Here is a 25,512-nt window from a genome sequence, read left to right on the forward strand (position 1 = left end):
CCACAATATAATCGTTCTAGGTGAGAGGTGCAGAAATTTCCAATAAATCGACGGCCGGTGACCCATTGCAGAAAATCGTGGCCATACGCCCAAATGTCTCCTGGCCGACGTCCATCTGCAAATACCGGCTCAACCCGGCCCCGGCCTTGAATTTGACAATCGCGCCCAGGTCGATATGCCTTAAGACGTTATGTTGAATCAAGACTCGGCCTAGCGGGATCTCTTCCGATTCGATCTGTTCACGAACGGTGTCATTCACGAATCCGAAATTGAAACGCACAATCCCGAACTGGACGTTCTGTTCTGTGCCATGCTTTTTTAACAGGATCTTACGGCAGTACAGGTCGCCAACGTACTTTGAGTCCACGACGACCACATCGACCGAACAATCATGGTAGCGTTCCATGTTCACGGTCATGTGATGTTCGTGTACCAGCATGCGGTGATAGGGTTCTGGCGTCGCTTCGCGCGGAACGTGTTCTGCGGACAGATACAACGGCTCCCCTTCAGGTTCGGGAAACAAAGCGCACAGTTGGTCGAGCTCAATCAGAGGGTTCACAGACGGCAGGTTTCTGAGTTTGGATGAGAAAAACGGTCAGATGCGGGCCAGTTGCTCTCGCTACGCAAGCGGCTGGAAAACGCCTCCGTGTCGCCCATCGTCGTTTCATGCGACGAAGACTTTTCCGCGTGGCAGGATACTTGATTCACTACGCCTACGTATACCGAACAGCCCGGTGTTCGGGCTCGAAGTATTCCGGCAACAGGCTGTCGACCTGCAGCAAACCTTTACGGGTTAATGTGATGTCGTCGCCGTCGACGGTTAAGTACCCAGCCGCCTGTTGGTTGCTGAAAGCGGTTGAGAACTCTTTCAGGATGTCCACACCGAACTTATCGCGAAACGGCTGCGCACTAATGTGGCCTTCTTTCATCTGCAACACGACCTCCCGAATCAGACTCTGGTGAGCAGTCGGCTGGAGCGCTCGGTTGATCGGCAGTTCGCCGTTGTTCACGGTTTCGATGTAGTCTTCGATCTTGTCCAGGTTCTGGTAGTGCACGCCCTGGAAATGGCCGAACGACGAAACTCCCGTGGCCAGCAGGTCGCAGCCACGCCACACGCTGTCTCGGTACACGAAGTGGTCGGTTTCCGGATTGTGAATCATTTCGTTGCCGCTGGAAATGTGATAGCCAGCCTTCGAAAGTTCGTCCATCGCCTCGCTCACCCAGCGACGTTTGGTCGGCCAGTCGGCGACGGGCGATGAGTTGCCACTTTCCTTCATCTCTTTCGAGTAGACGGTGTTGAACGGCAGTTCCATCTGATAGATCGTGATGTTGTCCGGCTTCATCTCGATCGCTTTTTCGACACACTGTTGCCAGTTGTCATCGGTCTCGCCCACCATCCCTGCGATCAGGTCGATGTTAACCTGTGGAAAACCAACGTCCTGAATCCAGTCGTAGGCTCTTAGCACTTCCGGCGACAAATGTGCTCTGCCGTTTTCTTCCAGGATCTTGTCGTCGAAGTTTTCCACACCCAGCGATACTCGAGTGATGCCGATGTCTTTCAGCGTCTGCAGCTTCTCAAGACTTAGCGTACCAGGTTCGCATTCAAACGTGACTTCGCGAGCATTCTCCCATGTGACATGCTCGCTCATGCGTTCCCGCAACGAACGCAGCTGTTTGGAACTCAGGTAAGACGGAGTCCCGCCGCCGAAGTACACGAATTCCAGTTCTCGCCCCTGAACAGCCGGCTTGTGGCTAATCGTTTCGATTTCGCGAATCAACGCCTGTACATACTCTTCAATCGCTTTCGCGTTCTGATTGGTATACACGCGAAAGTAGCAAAACTTGCAGCGCTTGCGACAGAACGGAATGTGAATGTACAAGCCCAGCGGCGTCTTCTCTGTTTCGGCTTTCGGCCGTTCAAAGGCTTCGAACACTTGCGGTACGTTGTCCGCGGTCCACAGCGAGAAGGGTGGGTAGTTGGAGATGAAGTAGCTGCCAACTTCTGTCGATGTAGAAACGTCAGTTGTAGTCATGGGCTGTTTTTCGGAGTGCGGATTTTTTGAAATGCGGTAATGGCGGGGGAAGTCGAGTGTGGCTGATGTGGAATGTGAAAATGACCAATGAGACCGAGGCGAAGTCGACGGAGCTTGTTCACTCCATCATTTGATACGATCCACTGGTCTTTCTCTAGGCAAAGCACCGCAGGCGGCCGTTGTGATCGTCTTCGCCCACCACCATACAGCCTTCACCGATGGCAATGCCAGCGTTCACTGCTTTTCCAGCGTTGAACTTCCAGACCTCGGCGCCGTCTGCGAGACTCAAACCGTAAATATTGCCGTCGCCGGAACCGAAGAAGACGCGGTCATCAACAATGGCGGGCGAACTTTCGATGCGGGCTTTCGTGGCAAACGTCCATCGCGCCTTGCCTGTTTTTCGGTCGACGGCGTGCATCAGTTTGTCGTGATTGCCCACCAGGACCAGGTCCTTCGTCACGGCCGCAGAAGAATGGTAGGGCAGCTCACGATCACCAACATATCGCCAATCAATTTCACCCGTCTTCCAGTTCACGGCGACAAGTTCGCCCGCGTGCGAACCCACGTACAGAAGGTCGCCCATGATCGCAGGCGATGCGATCAATTGTGATTCCAGCGGGACGTTGCGGACTTCCTCATGAGTTTTCAGGTCGATGACTCGAAGCTGAGTATCGCAGCCGGACAGAAATGTGAAGTTCTCAGCGACGGCCGGCGAGCAGTTGATCATGTCGTCCGTCTGGAAACTCCATGTTTCCTTGCCAGCCTCAGAAATGCCGTACAGCTTGCTGTCGTGCGATGCCAGCAACAGTTCGTTGCCGTACTTTGCAACTCCGCCCGCGATTTCAGCATCTGATACGAACTTCCATAAACGCTTGCCTGTTTTGCGATCGACGGCGTGAAGGATTCCGTCTTCGTCGCCCACGTACACAGCACTGGCGGTCACCAGCGGAGCCGCCTTGAAGCCTGGCGCAAATTTCTTTTCGTCCGGATCGTCGATCGATCGATACTTCCAGATCTCTTTGCCGGTCGCTTTATGCAGGCAATACAGATAGCCTTGCAGAGCCGGAGCGTAAACGTGGTCGCCGACGATGGCACAAGTCGCAACCCAGCCGTCGCGCGACTTCAGTTCCCACTTCAGCTCGGGCTGTTTCGACAGCGTGGTTTTTGCGACGCCCTGTTGAGCGGGGCCGTGACGAAACGATGCCCAGCTCGATTCCGTCGGCGCGGCGAGTGGCGTCGGTTTGGTCTGATCTTCGGCGAAGGCCGGGACTCCGCCTGTTGCCATCAGCGTGGCACCTGCGGTCAAAGTCTTCAGGGCGTGTCGTCGTGTGAAAGTAGACGGCATGGTGGCTCCGGCGGGCTGAGGTGGGCGCGGCCTTGGCTTTGCGTTCGTTACGAAGGCAAAATTCAGGCGGATGGCTGTTCGCTCAATTATTACGGATTTGCCGATCGAGTCGAGTGGCGAGTCCCGTCTTTCCGCCAGAACGCCTGCCGCTGTTCTGCCACCCGCAGGGACTTCTGAGGCCGCCTGAGGTCCGCGACCTGGCCCCAACGACGCCCTACGCCGCTCGCCGCGTCCGCACCTTACTTTGTCGAGCCGTGTCGCTGTTGCGCTGGGCCCGTTTTTTGGCTCGCTGCTTTTCGACAAAGCGAGTCGCTTCCGGGCGAATACGCATAAACGCGTTCCGCATGCGTACAGCGTCCGGAAATCGCTTGGCCCCATTGATCTCAATCGACTTTCTTAGCCACGCGATCATGGATTGCGGGACTCGTGTCTTCAGTTTCTGGTAGCCCGGCAGCGGCCATTCGTACGGCCATTCCGGCCACTGGCCAGCCAGCATTCGGTAGAAAACCAGACCCAGCGAAAACACGTCAGATCGGCAGGAAGGCCGCCCCATCGCCTGTTCCGGAGCCATGTACCCGACTGTACCCGTGCCACACCCTTTAATGGTTTGACGAGCTACTTTCGCAATTCCGAAATCGGCCAAACGAGCCGATCCGTCCGCAAACAGGATTACGTTTTCCGGCTTGATGTCGCAATGAATCACTTTGCGTTCATGAGCGAACGCGACCGCTTCCATCAATTGGTCGATCAGCAGCATCGTGGTGTCAAACGACATGCGACGCGACAATCGGTCAAACAGCGTTTCCATGCCCAGCGGAAACGAAATCACAAGACGTCCATTGATGATGCTGGCGTCTTTAATCTGCAGAATGCCCGGATGGTCGACGGTGGCCAGCAGGCGGCTTTCTTTTCGAAAGCTGGCCAGAAGCTGGTCATCCACCAGCGGCTCATGAGGAATTTTCAGGGCAACGCGAGTTCCCATGATTGTGTCCATGGCCTGAAACACGCTCGCAAAACCGCCTTCCCCAAGGCGTTTTTCGATCCGATATTTGCCAAGTTTCTGGCGAATGCGAAGCTTTGTGGATGGTACTGATGGCATAAGAGTTTGCGGGTGGGGTAGAAGAATGCGGCGGTCCGTCGACGGCAAACTGGTCGCTGTAGCAATTGTATCGGTCTATACCTCAAACTGATGTACGCAGGGCGATCAATTTTCTAACCTTCGTCCGGATATTCGGTGCCGTCCCCCGCAGAGTTTTTCATTGTTGGTTCAATGACTCATGTGTCGAACCTTTCTGACCGCCGTTCGCAGCTTTCGCTCGCGGTCAGATTGGGGCCGGGTTGAAGTCGGCGTAGGCCGCTTTTAGTGCTTTTGTATCGTCGTCCGTCCACGCTTCCGGGGCCGTGACTTCGATCCACGCGTCGATGTATTCCGCGGGCGAATAATTGTGAGCGTAGCCCAGCGGAGCGGCAGTGGCCATCGGAACATCAAAGCCAACCTGCAGGAACGTGACGACGGGGAACCATCGAAAATATGGCGACACGTCCGGAGCTTTCTCCGACGTTAACCAGTCGGGCTCACGGTACGCCAGCGATGGCGAAAACCACGACATCGGATCGCTGCCGTGTTGAATGTACATGATCCTCATGACGCCCCACTTAGCGCCCGCCGGTACCGCAACGGCCTCTCGGCTCATAAATCGAACCAGATCGCCACCTCGAAACTGCGGTAGCCATGCGGGCGTTTCAGATTGTCGATTACGAACCAGTTCCGGCCAAATGGTGCTCGGAAATGGCGGGCCACTCAGCACCGCCCCATCGATTGGATCGCCGATCAGGTCGTAAAAATCGAAGGCTGCTTCCGTGCCAAGCGAACCCAGACTTAGCCCGAAAACGTACAGCTTCGGTCGATCAGCTTTGTCCAGCGACGACCAATGCGAATGCACTTCCCGAAACAAGGCTTTGGCCGCGTCTCGTGACCGATCCGGATCAATCATGATCGTCAACCAGCTTGGCAGATACGAATACTGCATCGATACCGTGGCAATGTCTCCATCGTGCAGATAATCCAGCGGATCGACGGACGACGGGTCCAGCCAGCCAGTGCCGGTCGGCGTCGCGACAACCAAAACGCGGCGTTCAAACCCGCCCACGCGAATCAGTTCGTCCAGAGCCACCTTTGCTCGTCGGGCCAGCGAATCTTCCGTATTGTAACCGGCGTAAACACGAATTGGCGTCTTCGCAGGCCGCCCCGTCAAAATCGAAATGTCCTCGGCCGTCGGACCTTCCGCCACAAAGATCTTGCCATTCCTGCCGATGTCGCTCCAACGTATCAGCGAATCCGGACTTCCCGAAGCCATTGAACGTTCAGGCTGTGAGAGTTCGTCGTACGTGGCCTGGTCGATAGACGCAAACGCTTCGTCCGCCGCATGCAACGCTGTTTTGACGATCAGCCCATCCACAAGGCTGATGATCATGAAGCTAAGCACAACCGTCGAAACGACCAGAGCCACTCGCGGCGGCATGACTTTTTTTAGTCGATTGGAGACCGAATGAATCAAAAACCCGATCGCTCGCGCGACAAGCAACAGCACAGTAGCAACAACAATTGCAGTCGTCAGAACGCTGAACGGGTACGACGAGTCGACCCCCGACATGTGCATGCGATCGCGGATTGAATTTTGCCAGACGGTCATACGAGACAACGTCAGCGCAGAAACCAAGCCTGTAATGACCAGTAGGACCAACGACACACGCCGGGCGTTGGTGCTGTTCAGTTCACGCAACTGCATAAACCGCCACACGGCGATGGTCGCTTTCGCGATAGCGTAGCCGACGATTAACGAGACCCCGCCAAGTATCCCTTGCAAAATCGGCGGGCGAGGCAAGAGCGACGGCGTTAGCGACGCGGAAAAGAACAGCAGCCCCAGTGCTGTCGACGCGACTGAAAAGGAGGCCACCAGTCGTCCGAACCAGGCTGTCAAAGCAGATCGAATTCTGTGTACGTGCATTGATTCCGTTTTTCGGATGAAGTTTCACCGACAGTTACCGCTTTCGTCTGTGTGTTGCAAGTGTTTCTCCCGGCACCCACAGGTTCTCATGCTTCGACCGCCGCCCGAATTATTTCCAATGCCTCCAAAATTCGATCAGCGTGCGTGCGGAACGACAGAATCGCCATTCGCAGGTAGACGTCGCCATTGATGCGAGTACTCGATAACAGAATTCGCTGGCTGTCGTTGATGCGTTTCAGAAACGCTAGCTGGTCAGCGTCATCGTCGTCTTTAAGCCGAAAGACGACAACCGTCAGATCCGGCGACCAGGGAACGTCGAGGCGATCGTCGGCTCGCAGCGTTTTCCAGACCTTCAATGCGAGGTCCATTTTTTCATCGAGCTGCTGCCGGAACGCGTCTACACCGTGTAAGTGAAGAGGCAGCCAAAGCCGCAGACCACGGAAGTCTCGCGAGAGTTCCGGCGAAAGAGAGTCGAAGTCCGGCAGATCGCTCGCGTGATCAGCGGCGTGCTGGTTCAGGTCCTGCATGTAGTCGGCTTCTTCTGAATACGTCTTCCGAAGGGCCTCTTTCGAACGCACCACGATCGCGCCGGTGCCTAACGGGACGAACAGAGACTTATGAGGGTCCAGCGTAATGGAAGCGGCGAGTTCAATGCCGGAAAGCCGCTGTCGACCTCGCGCGGTGAGTTGAAAGAGGCCGCCATAAGCTCCGTCAACGTGAAACCAGACGCCAAATTCACGAGCGATCGCGGCAATGTCCGCAAGCCGGTCGATCGTTCCGGTGTTCGTCGTTCCTGCGGCGGCGAATACGCAGACGGGAACCAGACCGGCGTCACGATCTTCGTTGAGGCGTGTCTTGAGGTGTTCGACGTCAAGACGCAGGTCGGGAGTTGACCGGATGGTGCGTACGTGGTCGCGTCCAAGGCCTGCTGCGCGAGCTGCTTTGGTGATGGAGCCGTGCGCGTGTTCTCCGATGTAAACTGTCGCTCGGTCGACCTGCCCTTCGGCGTATAGCGTTCGAGCGGTCGTGAGCGCGATTGAGTTTGCCATCGAACCGCCAGGCGTCAACAGTGCCTGAGCGTCGTCCGGAAAACCGAACAGATCGCACATCCATCGCAGGACACTCTGCTCCATCGCGACCAGCGCGGGAGCAGACGTGACTTTGCCCGTGTACCGATTGAGAGCCGTCCCCAGAAACCCCGCCAGCGCAGACGTGAAGATTCCGCCGCCGGGAACGTACGCCAGATACCCCGGCCCCGCCGATTGATAACTTTGCTGCGCTGCGCGAGTGATAAGTTCAAGTAGTGGCGCCAGCTCCGTGGCCGATTCGGGGGGAGCGGTCGATAGATCAGCGAGAAGCTCAGCACTCGGTGAATTCAGCGAAACGGGACCACCGTCCAATCCGTCGATGTTCGCGACCACCAGATCAAGCACTTGCTGCGTGAGTGCCTGCATTTCAGCAGCGGTCGGTTCCAGGGGACTCATATCTGGTTGGGACATATCTCGATGTTGATTTTGCGGCGATCATGTTTCGTTTTTGGACGCATGCACGTTGGCTAACTGGTCTTACCCGTCGAGCAACTTGCCAAGCAGTCCTAACAGGAAGCCCAACACTGATCCCAGCGCGGGGAGGCTGCTGTTTTTGAGTTTGGCCTGTGGAGCAATGTCGTCGAAGACCAGATACATAATTCCGGACGCTGCAAAGAGTTGCATCCAGCCGAGTAGTCTTTGCTGGTCGGCCAGCATCCAGTAACCGAACGCCCCCATCAACGGGCCGAGCAGTGCCGCGATGGAAAACCAGGTCAGGATACGTCGCGTTGGCAAACCGCTTTCGCGTAGCTCACGATACGAATTGAATCCTTCCGGAAGGTTCTGCAGCGTGATGATCGACGCCAGTACCACAACGCCTGGGCCACCTGTTGCGAATGTGGCTCCCAACGCAATCACTTCCGGGATGAAATCCGAAAGCATCGCAACCATCTGGGTGGACGAAGATTTGGAACGATCAAGTAAGATTTGCAGCAGCCAAAACCCAACGCCCCCTGCAGCGAAGGCTGTGACCGACTCCCAAACTTCCAGGTGCTTGATACCTTCTGGAATTAACACCAACGCGATTGCCGAAAACAGAGCACCACCGCCAAACGCGATCACTGAATGTCGAAACTCGGTGCGCAGCCAGTTGCTGCGGATGTGCTCAAACGAAGCCACAAAACCACCAATCGGCATCGCGGCGCCGGCGATCGCCGTCAACAGAAGCAGTTCAACGACTGGCGACATTCTCGCACGCTTTCAGTAGATCCAACAAACCTATTCCTCTTCGGTCGGTTTGCCGTCGGCCCAGTCAGGAACCACTTCGCTGATCACTGAGCCGCGTCGAGCGAAAGAAATTCCCTGTTGCGAATTAGTGTCGATCATAACAGCTTCGATAATTGGTTCGGTAACCGGTGTCCTGGCATACCATTCGACAAGAAAATTCGCACCGCTGCCTCCAGACGCATCGTCTCGTTTGATGATCACTTCCGTTGTCCCCAAAGCCGGTAACCGGACGGGTTTGGCGAGATACGATTTGACCTTCTTGCCTTTCGTATCGAAGTATTCGACCGACTTAACGACGATCTCATCGGTCAGGCTGGTGTTGCGCACACTAAGAGTGATCGCCAGCAGATGCGGCTTGCCATCGCCGTGGTAGATATGGGAATAGGCCGGAACATACACCACCTGGCCTTCCACCGGATTTGCTGCCAGGTGGTAGAGGTCACCGTGAGCGGGTTCATCATCCGCCAGTTCTTCCGGCGGGCTGTGAGTCAACGAATCCTGAAACGAATCCAGACGACGATCCACGTAGACTGCGTAGACAATAAGTGGCACAACGAACAATACGACAACTCCGGCGATCAGCCATTTGAGTTGCCGAATGAACGTATCAACTTCAGCGACAGTCACTTTTTTTGCCATTTGTGGTCCTTCGATCCGGCTGCTACCGCTTCTTATTGAAGTGCGGCCGAGCGTTATTCACGCTTGCCGTTGTACTCTCCCAGCTGATCGTTTTTTGGCAAGTGTTCGGACAGCACGAATTTTGGCCGCTTGTGGCTGTTAATAAATGCGGCAATGTCGAGTGCTTCCTGCGCGGTGAGTGTGGCGTCATCGAGCGGCATCGCGACCTTCAGCCAGGACGCAAGCTTCGGGTTGCGACTTAGACCGGCACCATCATTATACGACATGTCGCCCCACACCGGAGGACCTTCTTCGGTGCCGACTCCACCCGCGCCGTGACAGTCGGCGCATCGATTGGCGTACAACTTTTCGCCGCGTTCAACGTTCGGTTTCAGTCCGTCCAGATCCAGTGTTGGAGTGTGGTTTGGGCCGAGTGGTTTTTGGCCGTTCATCTTGATCGAGCTACCTTCTGATAGCCACGTAATGTACGTCGTGATGGCGACCGATACGCGACTGCCGTTAGGCGGCCGCACACCATTTTGACTTCGCATAAAGCAGTTCAGCACGCGGTCCTCAAGCGTGATGACTCGTTCTTCGCGAGGTGACCACGCGGGATAAGCGGACGCGGTCCCCAAAAAACTTCCAGCCCTGGCGTGACGGCCTGAATTCAGGTGGCAGGACGTGCAATTCAGCGAGTTGCCAACGTACTTCCGCGAGAGCGGGTGCTGAGCGGTATTTGCGACGATCTCCTCCCCCAACCGCACAACCTTGCCAAGTTCGCCCGGCGGATACGGTTTCGCGTTGGAAGGTTCTAATTCTTCGGCGCGTGTTGACCCCGCCAGGCTGGCTGTGACGACGATTGCGACGACTAAGGCCCGAGGCAGCGCATAGCGTTTGTGTAGCGTTTGTTGTCTGTTCATTTTCGCATTCTCAAACTGGACGAACGCTTATTCTACGTTCGGTTTGCGCCAGTTGAAAAGCGAAGACGAAATGCGGTGCAGGACGCCCGGTTCGTCCTTCCGCGTGGTCAGTGATGGGTGGCGGAGTTGAGGCAGATACTGTTTCGAGTGGGCAGAGCTGCGTTGAACGTGGCGATTTGAGGCGCGTGCGGCGTTCCTGGACTGCACGGTCGCACGTGCTGTTGAGCTTGTCTGTGTGCTGGTTGTGGCTTTCTGCGCGCCGTCGTCGGAATGAGAAACGGTAACGACTTGTGTTGCTGTTGTTGTTGTTTTCCTCGCGGTGGCCAGCGGAGCGTCGCAGACTCCCTGCTTGCCGTAGCCGTTGTGAAGTTTGCCGCAATGAGGACACACGGGGCCATCGGCAGGGACAACCGCTTTGCCATTTTCGACGTCTGCCATTTTAAAGCGATAAACGTGCTCGAACCCAACCTGACGACTATCGTGCACGGATGCATTGTTTTGCACGGTTGCATCATCGGGTGCGAAGGAATTCGGGACGGCGTTTAAACTCTGAACGCGTGATTTCGTGTCGGCTAACTCAATCGCTTCCAGCGGCGACAAGACGTCGTCAAACGATTCGGTCGTGGACAAATTCAAATGCGAATTTGCAACGGGTTCGTCATCGCCGAACTGTGGCACGAAAGTGATTGGTGAGTCGTCCTCGAATCTTGATGTCGTGGCCTGGGATTCATAGGTGACTGATTCTGATTCCTGATGAAACCGTTCGACAGGAATGCCGTCCAGCGTTGGCAACGGAGGCAGACTTTCGGTTGTGGCGTCCGCGTCCGATATTTCCAGCTCCATCCTGAAACCATCCGGTTGGAAAACGTTTGATTGCGTCGGAAAGTCTTGCGAATCTGCTTCGGGCTCCGGCTGGAAATAGCGTGGCTGCGATTCCGGCTTCGGTGTGGGTGGCGTGAAAGCTTTCGGTGGTGGCGAAAATGGCCGTGATTGACGTGGTCGTTGGACGGGGACCGGCGGCACAGGAGATTCATGCGGTGCGAACGACTGATCTGCCACGATGTTGGACGTACGTTGGGCGAGCTGAGCCGCTTGAAATTCGGCCATGCGTGACGATTCGAGTCGCGACTGAGCAAGCCGTGCTTCCGCCTCATCCAGCGCCTTCTTGTAGGCGACGATCGCCTGTTCGGCGACTTGCGTGCGTTCTGTCTGAACAGTCAACTGCTGCAGGCGAGCATCCGTCTGTGATTTCAATTCGCGAAACTCGGCCACCAGGCGGCTTAGTTCTGTTTCCAACTGAGCCACCGCCTGATTACTTCGGGCGAGTTCATCGGTGGCGGCTCTTGCTTCTTTGAGTTCTGTTTCCTTAAGTTCGGCTCGTTGTCGACGATTTTTTCGGCGGTCGAGTTCTGCGGCTTTCTGACGTTCTGCAGCGTGCTGAAGTTCGAGTAGCTGTTGGAACCGATCCTGAATACCCTGCATTTGCTGTGCGACAGCGGAACTGTCAACGTTTACCGTCACGGGATGCACGGTGACCGGTGCATAGATGCTGCTCGGCGCAAACGGGCCGGTTCCGGCAGGCGGCGTTGACGTCGAATGTCGTGCCACATGCGAAGTCGTGGTACCGGAGCGAACTGGTTTAGTCGGTTGAGCGGTCGTGGTGGGAGACGGATCACCGAACGGGTTGTCCGCCGGTGCCGTGTCGTTTTGTTTGGTCGCAGGTGGAGCGGGGCTAAACGGATCGTGGCTGGCCGAAGGCTCCGACGTCACTTGTTCACTGCGCTGCGGAGTCCACGGGTTTGTGGTTTCGTTACCAGCTTGAACGATTGTCGGAACGGCGGCTGGACGCGCCAAAACGGCGGACTTCGCAAGACCATTGCCTGCACTGCTGGAATTGACGGCCTGCAGTTTTGGGTAGCGGACCGTTTGAAAATCGGAAGGATAGAATTCAGCGTACTTCTGTCCCTGCGCGATCGCGGCGACCGTGTACTGCTCTGAGCTTGCGTTCGCAGTTGGCGGATTGGCGGCGTGATGTGGTTTTAATCTGGGAAACAGCATCAGCAATCCCAGCCCGCCAACGACCAGTGTCGCCGTCAGTAGCAGCATGGAACCAGTTTGGAATTGCGAGGTCTTCATATCACCAGCCGACACCAATAAAGCATCCAAACAACCGAAACGCCGCGCGCAGCACGACACCATTGGCCTCATCGACAGTCGCTAGATTCGGACTAAAGCGGATATCCGGAAAATTGCGAAAAGTCTCACCAGACTCCGCATTTTTACAGCCGCAAGACAGCACTCTTGCCGATGGATACGCCGACGAAGCTGGAATCGGCCAATTCTGCGGGTCGAACTCAGCAACGATCGGGCTGAGCTGTTCTTCGGTCTCGCGCGCTACTTCTTCGGTTTGGCGAACCAGGCGATGGCGATAATGACCGCAATCACAGGAAACATGGCTCGCGCCCGTGGCAGCGCAATGGCGGCCACCACGCCGCTGACGAGGACCCAGTTCGACGACAGCTTCTTCCAGGCAGCAGGCCGTTCTTTTGTGGGCAGTACCAGCCAGAAGGCCGACAGCAGAATCCCAACGCGCACCAAAGCGCCCTGCAGCCCTTCGCGCTCAGGATACTTTGCCAGCACGACCGCTCCGGCAAGGCACGCGAGCGCCATCAGTCCGACGTGGATTCGTTTTCTTCTAAGCTGGTCGTCGTCGGGCATCACGGGAGTGTGGCAGGCGGGCGGCAAAAGACAATTGGCCTGACCTTACTTCTGTCCGGAAACACCAAAGATCAGCAATGTCGACGTCTGGTATTCCTGATCCGGCTTCAAAATGATCGAAGGAAAGTTCGGCTGGTTGACGGAATCGGGATAGTGCTGAGTTTCAAGGCAGACGGCACTTCGGTGAGCATAAGTCTTCCCGTTTTTACCTTGCTGCCCTTTCAGGAAGTTGCCGGAATAGAATTGGATGCCGGGTTCCTTCGTCATGATTCGCAGCCTTCGGCCGGACGCTTTGTGCAGCAGCGTGGCCGCATGATTGTATGGCTTGCTGTCATCCTGTTTGGCGTTCAGTACGAAGTTGTGGTCATAGCCAAGTGCGGACGTGTCGGTCAGTTTTTCGATCCGAGCTCCAATCCGCTTTGGCTTAGTGAAGTCCAGCGGTGTGCCGGCAACGGGTTCGATTTTTCCAGTCGGTATCAGAGTGTCGTCGGCGGGCGTGTACTTGTCGGCGTTCAGCGTCAGTACGTGGTCGAGCACTGTGTCGCTACCGGCACCTGCCAGATTAAAGTAAGCGTGGTTGGTGAGGTTTACCGGAGTCGGCTGATCGGTCGTCGCTTTGTAGGAGATGCTGATGCGGTTGGCATTCTTTGCAAGAAAGTAGACGACCTGACACTTCAGGTTTCCGGGATAGCCTTCCTCCCCGTCGGGACTTGTGTACTTGAAACGGACGCCCTGCCCCTTGTCGTTCGAATACGCTTTGGCATCCCACACGACTTTGTCCAGGCTGCGTTCCACACCGCCGTGCAGATGGTTCGGCCCATCGTTTGTGGCGACGGTATAGTCTTTGCCACCGATCGAGAATTTGCCTTTCGCGATGCGGTTGCAGACTCGCCCCGTGGTACAGCCGAAGTACTGGTTATCTTCGGATTCGTAGCCCGCCACGCTGTCCCAACCCAGAATCACGTCTTCTGATTTACCGTTCTTACCCGGCACATGCAGTTCCACGAGCGTGGCACCGCGAGCCATGACTTTTGCGGTCAGTCCCTTTTCGTTTTTCAGCGTGTAGAGCTGAACGGCGGTGCCATCCTTCGTCTTGCCGAAATCCTGAACTTCAGGATCAGCCGCCGATGTCGAAACGGAAGCACAAACAGCCAGCAGAGCACAAATTTGTTTCATTGTCGATTCGCCTGAAATGGTGGTCGCTGAACGGAATCACAGGGACGCGTGCCAGGGAAGAATTATTCCGTCATTGTTCGCCGGGAACAAGCGAGGCCGATTTTTCCTGCTGAATTGCTAACCGCGGGCGACCCGTTTAGTATTTCAGCACAGGCAACTCAGGAAAACGGTTGTCAATGTGGCCTTTCCGCCCTTGTCCATTGGCACGTGGTGGTTCTGCGCCCAACGCCGTTTCTTTTGAATTCATTACCATCCATTCGGAGATTACGAGCCCATGCCCACCGACAACAACACACCGTCGCGAAGAAACTTTCTAAAAACGTCCGCCACTGCGGCTGCAGCGGGCTCCGTCTTGAGCAGTCTAAATGCCGTCCAGGCGGCTCACACGTCGTACGATGAAACCATCCGACTGGGCATGATCGGTTGCGGCGGTCGCTGCACAGGTGCGGCTAACCAGGCCATGAATACCGAAGGCCCGACCAAACTGATCGCCATGTGCGACGCTTTCGAAGATCGTCTGCAGGGCAGTTTGAAAACTCTGACCAAAGCACACAAAGACAAAATCGATGTGCCGGCCGAACGACAGTTTGTGGGCTTCGAAGGTTACAAGCAACTGCTTGCAACCGACATCGATCTTGTGCTGATCGCGACGCCTCCTGGTTTTCGCCCGGTTCACTTCGAAGCAGCCGTTAAGGCGGGTAAACACATCTTTGCCGAAAAGCCAGTCGCCGTCGACGCGGCCGGAATTCGTCGCTTTATGAAAGCCGTCGAAGAATCAAAGAAGAAGGATCTGCTTGTTCAGATCGGCCTTCAACGACGCCACGAACCAGCGTACAAAGAAACCATCAAGCGTCTGCAGGATGGAGCGATCGGTGACATCGTGGCGGCTCGAGCGTACTGGAACGGTGGCGGCGTGTGGACTCGCAATCGCCAACCTGGCCAGACCGAAATGGAATACCAGATGCGAAACTGGTACTACTTCAACTGGTTGTGCGGCGATCACATTGTGGAACAACATATTCACAATCTGGACGTCATCAACTGGCTGATGGGCTCAACCCCAGTGAAGGCTCAGGGGCAAGGCGGACGTCAGGTTCGTACCAGCAAAGAGCATGGTGAAATCTACGACCATCACATGGTGGAATTCACCTACGGTGACACCGACTACGGCAAGGACACAATGATGCTTAGCCAATGTCGGCATATTCCCAAAACGTGGGGCAAGGTCGATGAGTTCTGTCACGGCAGCAACGGTTCGTGCCACATCGGCAAAGCACAAATCTTCGACAGCAAAGGCAACGAAACCTGGAGCTACGGCCGAGGCGGCCGCGATGGTCATCAGCAGGAACATCACGACCTGTTTGCCGATTTGCGAGCGGGCAAGCTGCCGAACGAAGGCGAATACGGCGCGACCAGCACGATGACATCGATTCTGGGCCGCATGTGTACCTACAGCGGTCAGGAAATCAGCTGGGAAGACGCCTGGAATTCAGACGTCGTCATTTCGCCAATCGACAAGTTCACCGGCATGAGTGACACTCCTCCTGTGCTTCCCAACGAAGACATGACGTACCCAATCGCGATGCCTGGCCAGACAAAAGTGATCTAGTCTGCGTTTAACGCAAACGCGACTCATCAATGGCACCAATAAAAGCCCGGCTTTGAACAGAGCCGGGCTTTTTGCATACCCGCCCCGTCTAACGTAAGGTTCAACTGACGTCCTGACAGTCACCGCCACAGCTTTTCCCCAACAAGAAGACGCGCAACTTCACTTATCACGGAATGCAGATGTTCGCAGGCAGGGGGAAACTGAGGAAGTACTATTCTGGCGATGGCGTTTCAAGCCCATAGATTTGGTTGAAGTTCATCAGGCGGTGCCCAATAACGGCCCCATCTGCCAGGTCAATAACAATCGCCATGAATACGTTTTTGGTGGTTGAGTTGATCATGACGTGTTCGTAACGCTCGGCCATGCGGTAGCCCCAGTCTACTTCTCCAGCTGAGCAATCGTGACCATCAAAGTCCGCAGCAGGGATCGCATCGAAATACGGCCAAAAGTCAACGACTGGCTCCACGTCATTGGCCAGTCGTTCGATTGGTTTAACGAAAGTGTTTCGGAACTTCGTTTCATCAAGGCGTGTCACATTCATTGTGTAGTGCCCGTAAACGAAAGATGCAGCGAAGGTCGCCACCAATCCAACAGCGAATAGCAATCTTCGAGTTGAGAAGCGAATACGAGTGTACCTTTTAATTCCAGGGGGCCCAACGGAAGGTATGCCGCAGGGCCGTGTGTAAGAACAATGTTGGCCGACCGTCATGGGCCACCAAACGCAGACGCGTCATCTGCGCCGCCGAGCAGCATCGCCACTGCCCATGAGATACGGTCGATCCAGTCGGCAAGAGTCTTAGCGTCATGTTCAGTAATCAGACCATTGCGTTGGAGCATTCCATCAACGTGACAACCCCAGTGGCGAGCAAAGGTGCACATGCCGAACAACGCTGCTACAAGTTCGTGGTCAAGACTGTCGGCGTCGCGCAGATGTGGCGACAGGACTCGCAACGCAGCAATAACTTCGTCGAAGTTTCATTCGTCAAGTCCCGAGTACGGTCGAAGCATTCCAAGAAATCCGTGAGTCCCAGGTGGATCACCGGTCTTCGCATGAACGCAGCCGTGAAGAAGGATAAGCTCGCGCGCGTTTTCCGGCGTCATTACCATCTGTCAGGTCGGCTAATGGTGACTCGCACGACAGACCTGTCGTGTCCGCAAAGTTGAAAGCTGCAAGTTACGAAAGCATAAGCCTCGGCTGTATAGGTTTCAATCGCTTTCAGTTGACCGGCATTTGGCTCCGTCTCCGAGACAGATTGATTTGGGCCATGGGTTCGCCGGTTTAAATTGAGGCGCTGCTCCGCAGTTGGAGGCCGGCACTTTTGCCCAGCGGCGGCGTTCTATGTGGTTTCGCCGAACAGTGAATCTCGAGCGATGTCCTGTTTTAGCAATTGTGCGCGAACCTGAAACTGCTGTTTCTCGGCTGCTTTCTGCAGCCGAGCCAGCGGGCGTGAAAAGTCGGACACAGCTTCATCACTGGCACCGGCTTCTCGAACAATGGCAACGCCCAACCACGCACCGAAACGAACGATCACAGCATCCTCGGCCGACACAAACGTCTGAACGGAACCCGGCTGTCCCTGACGAGCGCAGCGGCCTGCCAGTTGCCTGTCCATGCGGTCGGATAGTTGGCATTCCGCGATGATCACGTGCAAACCGCCCAGTTGCTGAACGTCGTCTGCGACGCTGATGTCCGTACCGCGGCCTGCCAGGTTGGTTGAAATCGTAATGGCAGATTTTTGGCCCGCCAAAGCGACAATGTCTGCTTCTTCCGCGGTCTGCAAACCGTTCAGCAGCCGGAATTCCAGTCCGATCGTTTTCAAACGAGTCGCGACGTCCTGACTATCGGTGATGGATTGCGTGCCGACCAGGACGGGCTGCCCAGTTGCATGGCGTCGCTGAGTTTCGCTCACAATGGCATCCAGCTTCGCCTCACGAGTTTTGAAGAATCGCGTCGGCAGGTGCGATCTCTGCGATGGCCGGTGCAACGGGATCGCGGCCACTTTGCTGCGAAACACATGAGCGAACTCAGCCTCACACCCGACGGCCGTTCCGGTCATACCGCAAAGCGTTTGATAGCGGCGGAAGAAGCGTTGGCGAGAAATCTGGGCGAGCGATTCCTTCTCGGGCGTCACGGGAAGTTGTTCGCGAACTTCGATCGCCTGGTGCAGCCCATCCTGCCATGAACGATCTTCAAATATCCGTCCCGTTGACTGATCGACAATTCTCACTTCGTCGTCGGCAATGATGTAATGAACGTCGCGGCGAAACAGGTACTTGGCTCGTAATGCCTGTTCGACGTACGACGTCCACGGCCGTAGCAGCACACTGGCCGGCACATCGACATCGTCCGCATAGCAGCGAGTTCGGCCGGTATCCGTCAGAGTGACGTGGTTGATCGTATAGTCATGCGCGAAGTGTTGATCCCGCTGTAATTCTTCCACCAGTCGGAAGGCGGCGTTGTGCGCGTCGAGGTCAGAAGCTGGGCCTGTTCCTGCCATACTTAACACCAGCGGAGACGCGGCATCGTCGATCATCACGCTGTCCGCCTCGTCCACGACCGCAAACACCAGGCCGCGTTGGATGGTCGTGCGTGCGGTTGGCTTGCTGGAACGCAGTTGCTGCAGCAGACTGGCGCCCAGCGGTGCCGCAGATTCCGAACGCAAAGTCAGCTGGTCGCGCAGATAGTCGAATCCGAATTCATGTCCTGTGCCATAGGTGACGTCGCAGTCGTAAGCCATTCGCTTCACGTCTGTCTCACCCTGTTCCGGCGTCAGTCCCACAGTCATACCCAGCTGCTGAAGCACGGGTTGAGCAAGCTCACAGTCGCGTTCGGCCAGATAGCTATTCGGCGTCATCACGTGAACGCCCTTCCCGGCCAAAGCGAAGTAGGCGGCGGCCGTGATAGCGACGAATGTCTTGCCTTCGCCGGTGTGCATTTGAGCGATGCGGCCATGAGCCAGTTGAATGGCGGCCAGCATCTGCACGTCATACAGGTTGATCCCGTGACTGCGACGCACCGCTTCGCACGCCAAAGCGACGCCCGCCACGATCATTTCGGGTGAGTCGACGGTGGCACCGCACAGCAATTCACTACGCAGGTTCCCTGCTTCTGCGATGAGTGCCTTGGCGGAACAATCAGACAGAGTTTCTGTGAGGCCGCGAATGTGCGGCACCATTTTTTCGGCACTACGCGACTGCCGAGGTGCTCTGCGCCGGAACGGGATGACGTCGGTCGTGGCCATGTACACAAACAGCTTTCAACGTTCAGCTCTCAGTTGTGACCGCTACTTACCTCGTCTGACTCACCGGCCTCGCCCATGTTGTTGGATGTGCGGGCATCGGTCGCACCACACCGCTGGCGTCATAGGTGGGCGACGTCGGCGGATTGCTGGCCTGGCTGGCCTGGCTGGCCTTTGCGACCGGTTGACCATAATTGGCGGCCGTACCGACCACGGCCTGCGTTCGATCCTCTGGTCGAGAAGGATTGGCGGCATCAAACGCAGAGTCGAGGCGATTGTCGATCCACTGCTGTTCAGCCTGCTGAATGTTGGGTCGCTGATGACGTGACTGCAGCAGGATTCCGATCTCCTTTTTCAAAGCGACCAGCGCGATGGCATGATCGACCTGTGCCTGCACGAAAGCTGCTTCTTCATCAGCACGGCGTTCGTAAGAATCCAACAGGTCCTCAAGCAACAGCGTCGCCGAATCTTCTGATGCCGGCAGCACTTCGAAACGGTCCTGCAGGTACCGGGATTCGTTGTCGGCGGCGGACATCGACTGATAGCGGCTTAGCATTTCTGAATACGCTGTGGCCACTTCGCGGTTCGCGATCTCGACGTCGGTCAGCAATTTTTCGACGGTCGCTCGAAACACATTGACCGCTCGCTTCAGTTCCCATTGTCGCTGTTCCAGCCGAGCCCGCGCCGCGCGGTTTTCAATTGGGAACTCAAACTCCAGCCCCACGGTGTAGCCCGGACGGTTGTCGCCGTATTGACCCCGCAGAGCTTCACCAAGGTTCGAACGTCCTGCGAGGTCTGCGACATAAGTTTCGACAAGGAAATCCAACCGAGGCAGCAATTCCTGACGGCTGACGCCAAGTCGCACTGCTGCGCCTCGCATCTGCCGAATCGCTTCTGAAATGTCCGGACGGTTCAGCAACGCGGTTTGCAGAACGCTTCGCAGATCGGCCGTTTCTGTCACGATACTGGGTGCTTCCATCGGTGTCAGTTCGACAGGCCCGCCGTTCGTCATGTCTGGTGAATTGACCAGCAAACGCAACTGAGCTTCTGCATCTTTGAATCGTGCAACCGTGCGTTGAATCCTCGTTTGCGAACGGGCCACAGCCGCGCGGGCGCGGAGAACCTGACGAGGAATCGTGTCGACCTGCTGACGCCCTTCAAGCCGTGCCAGCACATTTTGAGCGGCCATGAGCAGCTTTTGTCGCTGGAAGAATTCGGCACGGGCTCGGTGCAACGCCCAATAGGCCTTGGTCACTTCAATCAAGTGGTCCTGCAAAGCACCGACGACTTCATCTTCTGATGAGTTGGCCTGAATTCTGGCCAGGACAATGTCACTTTCGTTGTAACTTCGCCCCGCGCCGTCCAGCAATGGCTGGCGGTAGCTGAGTTCCAGACGGGAAGTCGCCTGGTTGTTGGGGACGAAAAAGCTTGAGTTCTGATTTTCGTGCCCCAGTTGTTGACTGATTTGCAGTTCACCGCCGTATCTATTTCTCTGGCGGAGTCCGCCCTTCGATCGGGCTTTTCGCACAATCAGTCGATCTTCACCATTACCGGTGGTCAGCGTGTTGCCGACGGGATCGTTAAGGTCGTCGTATTTGGTTTCCAGAAATGCCGTCCAGTCGAAGGCGGCGGCTTCCTGAGTGATTACGCGATACTGAACTTCCGGCTCAGTTTGAATCGCGGACACCTGCGGAGAATACAGCAGTGCATTTTGCAGAAGCGACCCAACTTCAACCGCGATCGAAGACGGCGCGTGTCCGGTTGGTTGACTCACATTAAAATCCCACCAGGGCTTGAACCCGGGCGGAAGTTCACGAAGGTGGGGAATGACGTTTGGATTGCCATCGGACTGACCCGCCAAATCGGCGCGAGCGTGATACTGAGCCATCCACTGGAGACCATCTCGTTCCGAGGTCGCTCGGAAACCTGACGTGCCCGGTGCCGGGCCGAGAAAAGAATGTCCACCGAGCGGCTGACCAATGCCCGCGCTGCTATCTGTGATGATCGTTTCTGAACCGACCGGCGCTGGAGCCTGCATTTCGGACGAATAGTGCGAATGCGCGCCCGGCTGGCCTTGTGCGGGACCATCGACAATCACCGTCGGCGGAACACCGCCGTTGTTCATGACGCCGCCGTGAATTTCGCCGCCATGAATTTCGCCAACGTGACCGTGGCCGCCATTGATTGAGCCAGACGGCAACGAATAGCCGCCCTGCAACGGCACCCCGTGCACTGGCGGCGGAGGCACTGACCCCGGAGCCTGGACCTGCGGCACCTGTTGCGTGGATTGTTGTGGCTGAAATGCGTTCTGCTGTGGAAACGTATTGTGCGGCTGGAACGTAGCCGGAGGCTGCCCCAAGCCATGCGGAGACGGCCCAAACGAATTGGCAGGCGCTGGTGATGCCGGTTCGACCGCCAGCGGCGGCGCGTTGCTCCTTGGCGTCACGGGCACCGGCGCTGCTGGCACCGGCGTTGTGCCTGGGTCAGGAGCTGGCTGCGGTGTCAGTTCTGATGTCTCAGGAATCGCAAGACCGAACGGGCCACCTGGCGGCGGTGTATTGCCGTCCGGTCCAGCATTTGTCGCAGGTGGCTGCGGTGCTGCCTGCGGATCAAGCAGCCCGACCTTCAATGAACTTCTATTCGGCGAAGCAGGTGCCCACCGGCGTGGCTGGATGGTCGGCCCGTTTGTGTTTGGTGAGTCAGGTTGGCCGATCCGGTTTTGAGTCGAGGCCGGATTATTATTGCTCAAAGGCTGAGGAGCAGAGAATGGCACTGGCGAATTCGCTTGTGCCCTGCGCTGATCGGCCTGCTCTTGATTTTGGTTTTGCTGCGGAATGGCAGACTGCGGGAACCTGTCAGTTGCTTTGGGTGACGCTGCGTCGGTGGATGGTGTGCTGCCCGGAAAAAGACGCCAGCCCGGGTGTGGCGACGGCTTGTCGGCTGCGGCCGGCGATGGAGTCTGAGCCTGACCCTGAGTCTTAGCCGGGGGCGGCTCAGGCGGTGCAGCGGGTTCTGGATTCTGCGATACCAGCGACGCAATGGTTTCAAGGTCGGTATGTTCGTATAGGGCCGGTCCCTGCGGCGATTCCTGTCGCGGCCTAATCACGAGCTCGTTGTTCCTCGCGGCCCCATTCCGTCGAACGATCTGGAGTCCGGGAACGGGCTGATCCGGCGACGTCTGCGTAGGCGTTGTTTCTGATGTGTTGGCTGCTGCGAAGTCAGGCAACTTCAGCCGAATTGACGTTGCTTGAGAATTTTGGTCTTCGGACGCCGCAGACAGGTCACCGGACGGCAGCGAATGGAAGAATATGGCAAAAAGTGAGGCCACTAGCAATCCGGCGCAAATTCGGCGCCGCTGCAAGCGCACTCCGTCCAAACGGAATTCGTCGCATTTCGTTTCGAATTCATCGGTTGAATTGGTTTGCATAAGACAAGCCGGCATTTCTAATGACGCGAGCCTCAACCTTGGTCGAGCGATCGCTCGGCAACGCTCCCATTCTGGGACGTCGAAGAGATACGCGCAGGACGCCAGGAGAACCGAACGGACACGTAACGGGTTCTCAGGAAAATCCTGTTACTCCGAACTTCGTCACGATCACTTCAGTCGGTACACGAATTTCAGTCGGCAGTAACCGCTAGAGCCGGAACAAGAAACAGCCTTTGCGCCATTTACCCAGGTTACACGCGGGAATGTCAGATAGGCAAAAACTGCCGCAGGCAACATGAGGGCCGCCCCTACCTGAAACCCGCTGCTTGCTCACGCTCGACGCGACGGCTAAGGTCTTGGGCTCGCAAGCCAGGTCCGCAAAAAGGGAGCAGCATGATGTCAGAGACGCGCCGCACAGGATCAAAATGCATCGTCCTATTGGCATTCACTTTGTTTAGCCACATGCTGTCGCACAGCCTCGCCGTTTGCGACGAAACCGTTGCACCTGCCGAGAAGGGGTTTGCTGTTGTCGAACTGTTTACGTCTCAGGGCTGCAGCAGTTGCCCGTCAGCCGACAAAAACCTTCAGCGAATCACAACGCTGGCGGCGAAAAACAACTCACCGGTTTACACGCTGTCTTTCCATGTTGACTACTGGAACGACCTGGGCTGGGAAGATCCCTTTAGCATTGCCACCGCAACACTGCGGCAACGCAGATATGCGAGTGTATTCAAAGCGAAGCGGATTTATACGCCGCAGATCGTCGTCAACGGACAAACGCAGTTCCTCGGTTCTGATCGCGAGCGTTCAGACGCATCCATTGCCAGCGAACTCCGGACAGCCGGGGAAAGTTCACTGACACTGACTGCCACCGTTGTCGACGACCAGGTTGTGGTTAAGTGGACGACCGACGACGCTTTGGCGGACCTGCTGAACGTGGCTTTGGTGCAAAAGGAAGCCGAACGTTCGGTCGACGCCGGTGAGAATGGCGGTCGAACTCTGAAGCACGTGAACGTCGTACGGAACTTCAAGGTCGTTCGTACTTTTCCAGCAGCCGACGTGGTTTTGGAAACGCCGAAGGGGTTTGCTGCCTCCGACTACCACGTCGTGGCGTTTCTCCAAACAGCTCGCAATGGAAAAATACACTGCGCTGCGCAGGTCGCGATTGAAGAATCCGCCGCTGGTCGATGAGCTCGTTTTAACGAGGGGCCGCAAGTTTTAACTTCAATTCCACTTGCTCTTTCCCGCGTTGCACGAGAATTGTGAGCTCATCGTTCTGTTGGGCGCCGCCGAGAACTTTCAGCAGATCGCCATAGCTGTCTATATCGGTGTCATTGACTTTTATGATAGCGTCGCCCACCTGCAAACCGCTCGCTTTAGCCGGTCCGTCCTGTCGCACAGACTGGATGGGAACGCCGGGCTGGTCGCCGTCTGCAGTCAGGTTCGGGACGATTCCCATGTACGGAAGCTTTTTCCGCTGCGACCGCCTGTTGACTGCCTGGAACTCGGGGGCCTTTGGCAATGCATCAATGCTGCGAAGCAGGGTTTCTGTGTAGTCTGTCACAGCGACCACGCCTTCTACGTTGATGCGTTCGAAGTCGTCGTCCGGAGTGTGATACCAATCGGTGAGACCTGTGAAACAAAACATCACGGGGATCTGTTTTTGGAAGAACGGCAAATGATCGCTACCCGCGAACGGGTGAGCGACCATCTTTGTGTCCAATGGTGATTTGTCATCGGCCGCTTCTGCGATGGCTCGAAATTCAACCGCCGTGTCGACACCATTGACTGTGACCACGTTGTTCCGCAGTGTGCCGATCATGTCGTAGTTCAACATTGCCACCGTTTTTTCCAGCGGGAACACGGGGGATTTGACGTAATGCTTGCTTCCGAGCAGACCTCGTTCTTCGCCGGAAAAACAGATGAACACGATGCGGCGTTTAGGCTTTGGCCCGGACGTCATGCGGCGAACAATCTCCAGAACGGCTGCGGTACCGGTCGCGTTGTCATCTGCGCCGTTGTGAATTTCGCCGTTGCGTTTGGGAGTTTTTGAACCTCGACCACCGTAGCCGATATGATCGTAGTGAGCTCCCACGACGATTGTTTCGTCGGCCAAATCTCCTTCACCTTCCAGCACGCCGATCAGGTTGTGAGCGGCCACGGATTTTGTGTCGAACTTTGTTGTCACATCTGCCGACCAGCCGGTCATGGGCTGCGACAACGGCGTTAGAGTTTTGTCGATGTATTCGCAGGCGGCCTGTAGGCTCTCAATTTTAACAGCCGCTTCGTCCTCGCCGTCCACCTGTGGCACCTGCAGTGGATTCGCCTTCAGTAATTCATCTAAGACGCTTTGCTTGATGTGGATGAATGGGACGCCGGCTGATGCGCTGCCGAATCCGTGCGGTGGAGACAAATCGTCACGTTCTGATCGCTTGGTTGTTACGGCATCATTCACAAAGATGACGCCCGCAGCTTTGTGCTGGACGGCAAGTTGCAGTTTGCGGTCGATGTAAGCGTGGGTGCTGGTGTTGGTTCCCTGAAACGCGCCGCCCTTGACGTCCTGCTGAGGTTCGCGACGGATCATCACCAATATCTTGCCTTCGACATCGTGTCCGGCGTACTCATCGTAGTTGTCGCCTTCAGAAGAAATTCCGTAACCGATGAAGTACAGCTCGCCCGAAGCTGTTCCGTTTGCACCGCGCTGCAGTGGCTGATATTCGGATGTGATTTTTAGTTTCGTCTCACGCCCATCGACATGCTTCAGGACGGCCTCTGTTGCATCGTTGATTGCAGCGGTTTCCGGATTGACCTCAAACGTTTGTTTAAAGGTTCCGTCCGGCATGCCTGGCTTCAGCCCGTGCTTTTTGTATTCGGCCAGGATGCGTTCGGCCGCTAGGTGAATGCCACGCGTTTCGACGCCGCGACCTTCCAGTGCGTCGGACGCAAAGTATTCGATGTCCGCCCCGACGCGTTCCACCATGACTTCTCGAGATTCAGCAGCTAGTGCACCATGTGTCAGGCACGCGCAAACGGCTGTCAGCAACAGCGGGCGAGCGATTTTCATTTGTATCTTTCACGGAGGCGAAACGAGGAATGCCAGGGAT

Annotated in this window: 19 protein-coding genes; 3 read left to right on the plus strand and 16 right to left on the minus strand. The window is 56.3% G+C overall.

Annotated features, from left to right (window positions below):
• Positions 1–16: 16 nt before the first annotated feature.
• The 12 genes from Fuma_RS02740 to Fuma_RS02795 all read right to left on the minus strand — a co-directional run bounded on the left by Fuma_RS02740 (position 17) and on the right by Fuma_RS02795 (position 14,133).
• Complete coding sequence (locus Fuma_RS02740; RefSeq protein ID WP_077022780.1) at positions 17–559, minus strand: hypothetical protein; 543 nt, start codon at positions 557–559, stop codon at positions 17–19.
• A 154-nt stretch (positions 560–713) separates the two neighbouring features.
• Positions 714–2,033, minus strand: coding sequence for a coproporphyrinogen-III oxidase family protein (locus tag Fuma_RS02745; RefSeq protein WP_077022781.1), 1,320 nt, complete (start codon positions 2,031–2,033; stop codon positions 714–716).
• A gap of 154 nt (positions 2,034–2,187) precedes the next feature.
• A complete protein-coding gene (locus Fuma_RS02750) occupies positions 2,188–3,378 on the minus strand; it encodes an outer membrane protein assembly factor BamB family protein (protein WP_158520836.1) in 1,191 nt (396 codons plus the stop codon).
• A 214-nt stretch (positions 3,379–3,592) separates the two neighbouring features.
• On the minus strand, positions 3,593–4,477 hold the full coding sequence (locus tag Fuma_RS02755; protein WP_077022783.1) for a serine/threonine protein kinase: 885 nt from the start codon (positions 4,475–4,477) through the stop codon (positions 3,593–3,595).
• 223 nt (positions 4,478–4,700) lie between these two features.
• On the minus strand, positions 4,701–6,335 hold the full coding sequence (locus Fuma_RS02760) for an alpha/beta hydrolase (RefSeq protein WP_218922376.1): 1,635 nt from the start codon (positions 6,333–6,335) through the stop codon (positions 4,701–4,703).
• Between the two features lie 137 nt (positions 6,336–6,472).
• The gene (locus tag Fuma_RS02765; RefSeq protein ID WP_077022784.1) at positions 6,473–7,885 is read right to left on the minus strand and encodes a pyridoxal phosphate-dependent decarboxylase family protein; all 1,413 of its coding nucleotides are present in this window, start codon (positions 7,883–7,885) and stop codon (positions 6,473–6,475) included.
• A gap of 66 nt (positions 7,886–7,951) precedes the next feature.
• Entirely contained in the window at positions 7,952–8,662 is a 711-nt protein-coding gene (locus Fuma_RS02770; RefSeq protein ID WP_077022785.1) for a ZIP family metal transporter, read from the minus strand.
• A gap of 30 nt (positions 8,663–8,692) precedes the next feature.
• Positions 8,693–9,340, minus strand: coding sequence for a DUF3124 domain-containing protein (locus Fuma_RS02775; RefSeq protein WP_077022786.1), 648 nt, complete (start codon positions 9,338–9,340; stop codon positions 8,693–8,695).
• A gap of 53 nt (positions 9,341–9,393) precedes the next feature.
• Positions 9,394–10,239: a c-type cytochrome gene (locus Fuma_RS02780; protein ID WP_077022787.1), complete on the minus strand. Its 846-nt coding sequence runs from the start codon at positions 10,237–10,239 to the stop codon at positions 9,394–9,396.
• Between the two features lie 27 nt (positions 10,240–10,266).
• Positions 10,267–12,345: a hypothetical protein gene (locus tag Fuma_RS02785; RefSeq protein WP_077022788.1), complete on the minus strand. Its 2,079-nt coding sequence runs from the start codon at positions 12,343–12,345 to the stop codon at positions 10,267–10,269.
• A 288-nt stretch (positions 12,346–12,633) separates the two neighbouring features.
• Entirely contained in the window at positions 12,634–12,957 is a 324-nt protein-coding gene (locus tag Fuma_RS02790; protein WP_077022789.1) for a hypothetical protein, read from the minus strand.
• Between the two features lie 45 nt (positions 12,958–13,002).
• Complete coding sequence (locus Fuma_RS02795; RefSeq protein WP_077022790.1) at positions 13,003–14,133, minus strand: aldose epimerase family protein; 1,131 nt, start codon at positions 14,131–14,133, stop codon at positions 13,003–13,005.
• Between the two features lie 274 nt (positions 14,134–14,407).
• Here Fuma_RS02795 and Fuma_RS02800 point away from each other — a divergent pair, with 274 nt between their 5' ends.
• Entirely contained in the window at positions 14,408–15,742 is a 1,335-nt protein-coding gene (locus tag Fuma_RS02800; protein ID WP_077022791.1) for a Gfo/Idh/MocA family protein, read from the plus strand.
• 211 nt (positions 15,743–15,953) lie between these two features.
• On the opposite strand, the gene Fuma_RS02805 is transcribed toward Fuma_RS02800, so the two are convergent.
• Positions 15,954–16,283, minus strand: coding sequence for a hypothetical protein (locus Fuma_RS02805; protein WP_145943930.1), 330 nt, complete (start codon positions 16,281–16,283; stop codon positions 15,954–15,956).
• A 263-nt stretch (positions 16,284–16,546) separates the two neighbouring features.
• On the opposite strand from Fuma_RS02805, the gene Fuma_RS34050 reads away from it, so the two are divergent.
• Entirely contained in the window at positions 16,547–16,906 is a 360-nt protein-coding gene (locus tag Fuma_RS34050; protein ID WP_083731757.1) for a hypothetical protein, read from the plus strand.
• A gap of 173 nt (positions 16,907–17,079) precedes the next feature.
• Here Fuma_RS34050 and Fuma_RS02815 read toward each other — a convergent pair whose 3' ends face one another.
• Both Fuma_RS02815 and Fuma_RS02820 read right to left on the minus strand, forming a co-directional pair.
• Positions 17,080–18,984, minus strand: a complete 1,905-nt coding sequence (locus Fuma_RS02815) for a preprotein translocase subunit SecA (RefSeq protein ID WP_077022793.1) — start codon at positions 18,982–18,984, stop codon at positions 17,080–17,082.
• 46 nt (positions 18,985–19,030) lie between these two features.
• Positions 19,031–22,087, minus strand: coding sequence for a TolC family protein (locus Fuma_RS02820; RefSeq protein ID WP_218922377.1), 3,057 nt, complete (start codon positions 22,085–22,087; stop codon positions 19,031–19,033).
• Between the two features lie 714 nt (positions 22,088–22,801).
• On the opposite strand from Fuma_RS02820, the gene Fuma_RS02825 reads away from it, so the two are divergent.
• Positions 22,802–23,599, plus strand: coding sequence for a DUF1223 domain-containing protein (locus Fuma_RS02825; RefSeq protein ID WP_083731758.1), 798 nt, complete (start codon positions 22,802–22,804; stop codon positions 23,597–23,599).
• 7 nt (positions 23,600–23,606) lie between these two features.
• Here Fuma_RS02825 and Fuma_RS02830 read toward each other — a convergent pair whose 3' ends face one another.
• Positions 23,607–25,472: a M20/M25/M40 family metallo-hydrolase gene (locus tag Fuma_RS02830; protein WP_077022796.1), complete on the minus strand. Its 1,866-nt coding sequence runs from the start codon at positions 25,470–25,472 to the stop codon at positions 23,607–23,609.
• Positions 25,473–25,512: the final 40 nt, after the last annotated feature.

The organism is Fuerstiella marisgermanici (genome assembly GCF_001983935.1).
GTDB lineage: Bacteria > Planctomycetota > Planctomycetia > Planctomycetales > Planctomycetaceae > Fuerstiella > Fuerstiella marisgermanici.

Excerpts from the sequence above, each read along its gene's own strand:
- Fuma_RS02745 (WP_077022781.1), bottom strand. The coding sequence starts at position 2,033 with ATGACTACAACTGACGTTTCTACATCGACAGAAGTTGGCAGCTACTTC.
- Fuma_RS02750 (WP_158520836.1), bottom strand. The coding sequence starts at position 3,378 with ATGCCGTCTACTTTCACACGACGACACGCCCTGAAGACTTTGACCGCA.
- Fuma_RS02755 (WP_077022783.1), bottom strand. The coding sequence starts at position 4,477 with ATGCCATCAGTACCATCCACAAAGCTTCGCATTCGCCAGAAACTTGGC.
- Fuma_RS02765 (WP_077022784.1), bottom strand. The coding sequence starts at position 7,885 with ATGTCCCAACCAGATATGAGTCCCCTGGAACCGACCGCTGCTGAAATG.
- Fuma_RS02770 (WP_077022785.1), bottom strand. The coding sequence starts at position 8,662 with ATGTCGCCAGTCGTTGAACTGCTTCTGTTGACGGCGATCGCCGGCGCC.
- Fuma_RS02775 (WP_077022786.1), bottom strand. The coding sequence starts at position 9,340 with ATGGCAAAAAAAGTGACTGTCGCTGAAGTTGATACGTTCATTCGGCAA.
- Fuma_RS02780 (WP_077022787.1), bottom strand. The coding sequence starts at position 10,239 with ATGAACAGACAACAAACGCTACACAAACGCTATGCGCTGCCTCGGGCC.
- Fuma_RS02785 (WP_077022788.1), bottom strand. The coding sequence starts at position 12,345 with ATGCTGCTACTGACGGCGACACTGGTCGTTGGCGGGCTGGGATTGCTG.
- Fuma_RS02790 (WP_077022789.1), bottom strand. The coding sequence starts at position 12,957 with ATGCCCGACGACGACCAGCTTAGAAGAAAACGAATCCACGTCGGACTG.
- Fuma_RS02795 (WP_077022790.1), bottom strand. The coding sequence starts at position 14,133 with ATGAAACAAATTTGTGCTCTGCTGGCTGTTTGTGCTTCCGTTTCGACA.
- Fuma_RS02800 (WP_077022791.1), top strand. The coding sequence starts at position 14,408 with ATGCCCACCGACAACAACACACCGTCGCGAAGAAACTTTCTAAAAACG.
- Fuma_RS02805 (WP_145943930.1), bottom strand. The coding sequence starts at position 16,283 with ATGAATGTGACACGCCTTGATGAAACGAAGTTCCGAAACACTTTCGTT.
- Fuma_RS34050 (WP_083731757.1), top strand. The coding sequence starts at position 16,547 with ATGTTCAGTAATCAGACCATTGCGTTGGAGCATTCCATCAACGTGACA.
- Fuma_RS02815 (WP_077022793.1), bottom strand. The coding sequence starts at position 18,984 with ATGGCCACGACCGACGTCATCCCGTTCCGGCGCAGAGCACCTCGGCAG.
- Fuma_RS02825 (WP_083731758.1), top strand. The coding sequence starts at position 22,802 with ATGATGTCAGAGACGCGCCGCACAGGATCAAAATGCATCGTCCTATTG.
- Fuma_RS02830 (WP_077022796.1), bottom strand. The coding sequence starts at position 25,472 with ATGAAAATCGCTCGCCCGCTGTTGCTGACAGCCGTTTGCGCGTGCCTG.